Raw genomic sequence first — 4035 nt, 5'->3', positions numbered from 1 at the left:
CCGGGCCCGGTCCTCGATGTCCCGCAGCCGCCCGTACGCCTCGTCGAGATCCGTCGTGACTTTCTTGAGGTATTCGCGGAGCTTTGCTTCGTTCGCCATGGGCGCTTCACCTATTCGGATGGTCGTCGAGATCGTGGCGGTGGTGGGTGCGATGCGATGGCCGGCTCATGGCTTCAGCTCGCGCCGAACCGCTTGTCGATGAAGTCGAACAGCTCGTCGTCGCTGGCGTCTTCGAGGACCGCCGTGGTCTCACCGCCGCCCTGGCCACGGCGTGCGTCGTTCCACTGCGTCAGAAGCGACTGCAGGCGCACCGCGACCCGGGCGTGTGCCGCGTCGTCCGCCACCAGCGCGGCCAGGCCGTCGGCCGCCGGCGAGGAGAACGCGTTCTCCAGCCGGTTCAGCTCGTCCAGCACGGACACCTCCGGCTCGGCCGCCTCGGGCGCAACCTGCCCGAGCAGGTACTGCGCGAGTGCGGCCGGTGTCGGATAGTCGTAGACGAGCGTGGCCTGCAGGCGCAGCCCGGTCGCCGTGTTGAGCCGGTTGCGCAGTTCGACCGCGGTCAGGGAGTCGAAGCCCAGTTCGCGGAACGCCTGTCCGGCACCCACCTCGTCGTGCGAGGTGTGTCCCAGGACGGCGGCCACCTGCCCGCGTACCAGATCGAGAACCGTCTGTTCCCGCTCGGCCGCCGACAGCCGAGCCAGCCGCTGCGCCAGTCCCTCGGCGCCGTCTCCGCCGCCGGTGTGGCCGTCGCCGGAGCGGCGGCGGACCGTCGCACGCACCAGGCCGCGGAACATCGGCAGGAGGTCGCCGCTTGCCGCGGCGGCGCGCAAGGTACCGAAGTCGAGCCCGAGCGGCACCAGGACGGCCTCGCCGGATGCGGTGCTCGCCTGGCAGGCGGCGTCGAACAGGGCGAGTCCCTGGTTCGCCGACAGCGGCAGTACGCCTCCGAGCGCCGCACGGGAGCGGTCGGCGGCGGCCAGCCTGCCCGCCATGCCGCGTTCCTCGGCCCACATGCCCCACACCAGGGACAGAGCGGTCAGTCCGCGGGCGCGGCGGTGGCGCGCCAGCGCGTCGAGGAAGACGTTGGCCGCCGCGTAGTTGGCCTGCCCGGCGGCGCCGAGCGTGCCGGCCGCCGCCGAGAACAGCACGAACGCCGACAGATCCAGGTCCTGGGTCAGGTCGTGGAGATTGAGCGCCGCGTCGACCTTCGCCCGCAGCACCCGGGCGACACGCTCGGGCGTGAGCTTGTCGACGACACCGTCGTCCAGTACGGCCGCGGTGTGCACGACGGCCGTCAGCGGATGCTCCGCCGGCACCGTCGCGAGGAGTTCGGCGAGCGCTGCACGGTCGGCCACGTCGCAGGCCGCCACCGTGACCTGCGTCCCCCACCGGCCGAGTTCCTCGCGGAGTTCGGCCATGCCCTCCGCGGCGGGTCCGCTCCGGCTGACCAGCAGCAGACGGCGGGCACCGTGCTCCGCCGCCAGATGCCGTGCGAGCAGCCGCCCCAGCCCACCGGTGGCCCCGGTGATCAGGACGGTCCCCCGAGGATCGAATGCCGGAGCCGTCCGCTCGACGACCCGCGCCGTACGGGCAAGGCGCGGCACGTACGCGGAACCGGACCGCAGGACGAGTTCCGGCTCTCCGGACATGACGGCCCCCGCAAGAGCGCCGTAGGAGGCATCGGTCCGGTCGGTGTCGAGCAGGACGATCCGGTCGGGGTTCTCCGACTGCGCGGACCGCACCAGGCCCCACACCGCCGCGTGCGCCAGGTCCGCGACGTCCTCTCCCGGGCCGGTGGCGACCGCGCCGGCGGTGAGGACCACCAGCCGGGTGCCGGCGAACCGGTCGCCGGCCAGCCAGGACTGCAGGGCGCCGAGTACCCGGGTGATGGAAGCAGCGACCTGCGCGGCCAAGCGGGACCTGTCGCCGTGGTGGCCGTCACCGCCGTCGCCGTGCCCGCCGTGCTCGGTGTGCTCGCCGTGAGCGGCGCGCGGTCCGGATACGCAGGGCAGCAGGATCACGTCCGGAACAGCACGGCCCGCGCCGACGGCCGTCTCCAGCGACGACACGTCGTCGAAGACCTCGGCCCGGATGCCCGCCGTCATGAGCGACGCCGTCACCCCTGCGTCGTCCAGTGCGCCGATGACGGCGTAGCCGCCGCTCTCGGATCCGGCGACGGATGCGACGGGCGTGCGCAGCCACTCGAGGCGGAACAGCGAGTCGTGGTGGGCACTGCGGTCGCCCATCGCCGCGACGGTGGCGGCCACCTGCTCGGCGGTGAGGGGGCGCAGGACCACGGACTGTGCCGTCACCACCGGGGCACCGGCGGAATCCGTCGCGGTCAACGCCACGGAACCGTCGCCCGCGGAACCGATCCGCACCCGCAGCACGGAGGGAGCCGGGGCGTGCAGCACCACCTCCCGCCAGGCGAGGGCCAGATCACCCGCCCTGACACCGCCCGGAGCACAGCGGTGAGCCGCCAGGAGCGCCGCGTCGAGCAGCGCGGGAGGCAGGGTGAACCGCTCAGCGATTCCTCGCTGTCCGCCTTCTCCCCGGTCGCCCTCCTCGTGGTCCGGAGCGAGACGCACCTCGGCGAAGACCACTCCGTCGCGCACCCACACCTGATGCAGCGTCCGGAAGGATGCGCCGTGCACGACGCCCGCGGCCGCCGACGCCTCGTAGAGCGCGTCGACCGGCACCGCCTCGGCACCGGCCGGCGGCCAGACCGCCAAGTCGGCCGCGCCGGGGAGGGTGTCTCCGGCATCCGGGGCAGCAGTGAGCGTGGCGCTCGCGTTGCGGGTCCACGGGAGGTCCGGCCGAATGCCGTCACCGGCACCGGAAGTCGCCTGCTCGGGCCGCGAGTACACCGTCAAGGTGCGGCGGCCCGACCGGTCCCTCGTGCCGTCGTCAGGTCCGGACTCGCCGACCTGCACCCGCAGTTGGACGCCGCCGTGCTCCGGCAGCACCAGCGGCGTGTGCACGTCCAGCTCGACCGGCATCGGGCAGCCGACCTGGTCGCCGGCGTGGATCGCCAGCTCCACGAACGCCGAGGCGGGCAACACCACTTGCCCCATGACCGTGTGATCGGCCAGCCAGGGATGCGTCTGCAACGACAGCCGCCCCGTGAACAGGCAACCGTCCGAGTCGGGCAGCTCCACGGCGGCACCCAGCAACGGATGGTCCGCCGAGCCGATGCCGACGGACGTCACGTCGTCGGAGCCGGTGAAGACGTCGACCCAGTAGTGCCGACGCTGGAAGGCGTAGGTGGGCAGGTCGACGCGTCGGGCGCCGGTCCCCGCGTAGTAGGCCTGCCAGTCGACCGCAATGCCCCGGGTGTGGGCGTGCGCGAGGGCCGTGGTCAAGGTTTCCGGCTCCGGACGGCCCGCGCGGAGCACCGGAACGAACGCATGCTCCTCGCCCGTGACGCAGTCCTGGCCCATCGCCGAGAGCACACCGTCCGGGCCCAGCTCGACGAACGTGGTGACGTTCTGGGCCTCCAGCGTGCGGATGCCGTCATGGAAACGGACCGCCTCACGGACGTGACGGACCCAGAAACCGGGGCTGGTGAGCTCGTCCGCGGTTGCGAGGGTACCGGTGAGGTTGGAGACGACCGGGATGCGCGGGGCCTCGTAGGTCAGGCTTTCGGCAACCTCGCGGAAGGCCTCCAGCATGCCGTCCATGTGCGGCGAGTGGAAGGCGTGACTGACCGTCAGACGCTTCGTCTTGCGGCCCTTTGCGTCGAAGGAAGCGGCTATGCCCAGTACGGCGTCCTCGTCACCGGCGACCACCACGGAGGTGGGGCCGTTGACCGCCGCGATGCTCACGGCGTCGGTCAGGTACGGGGTGACCTCGTCCTCGGTCGCCTGCACCGCCACCATCGCACCACCGGCGGGCAGCTCCTGCATCAGCCGGCCACGCGCAGCCACCAGCGTGCACGCGTCCTCCAGCGACAGCACACCCGCACAATGCGCCGCCGCGATCTCACCGATCGAATGACCGGAGACGAAGTCCGGCCTGATACCCCACGATTCGAGG

Annotated in this window: 2 protein-coding genes; both read right to left on the bottom strand. The window is 72.4% G+C overall.

All coding sequences use genetic code 11. The features are described 5' to 3' along the window. The coding region (locus LMU33_RS42190) for a polyketide synthase docking domain-containing protein (protein ID WP_372478163.1) at nt 1–99 on the bottom strand (99 nt) is incomplete at its 3' end. Nucleotides 100–173: 74 nt separating this feature from the next. Continuing rightward, on the bottom strand, nt 174–4035 hold a 3862-nt coding region (locus LMU33_RS40615), incomplete at its 5' end, for an SDR family NAD(P)-dependent oxidoreductase (protein ID WP_228627100.1).

The sequence above is a fragment of the Streptomyces barringtoniae genome (assembly GCF_020819595.1).
GTDB classification, from domain to species: Bacteria; Actinomycetota; Actinomycetes; order Streptomycetales; family Streptomycetaceae; genus Streptomyces; species Streptomyces barringtoniae.
Note: the sequence above shows the minus strand (reverse complement) of the source record. Positions and strands in the feature narration are given on the sequence as shown.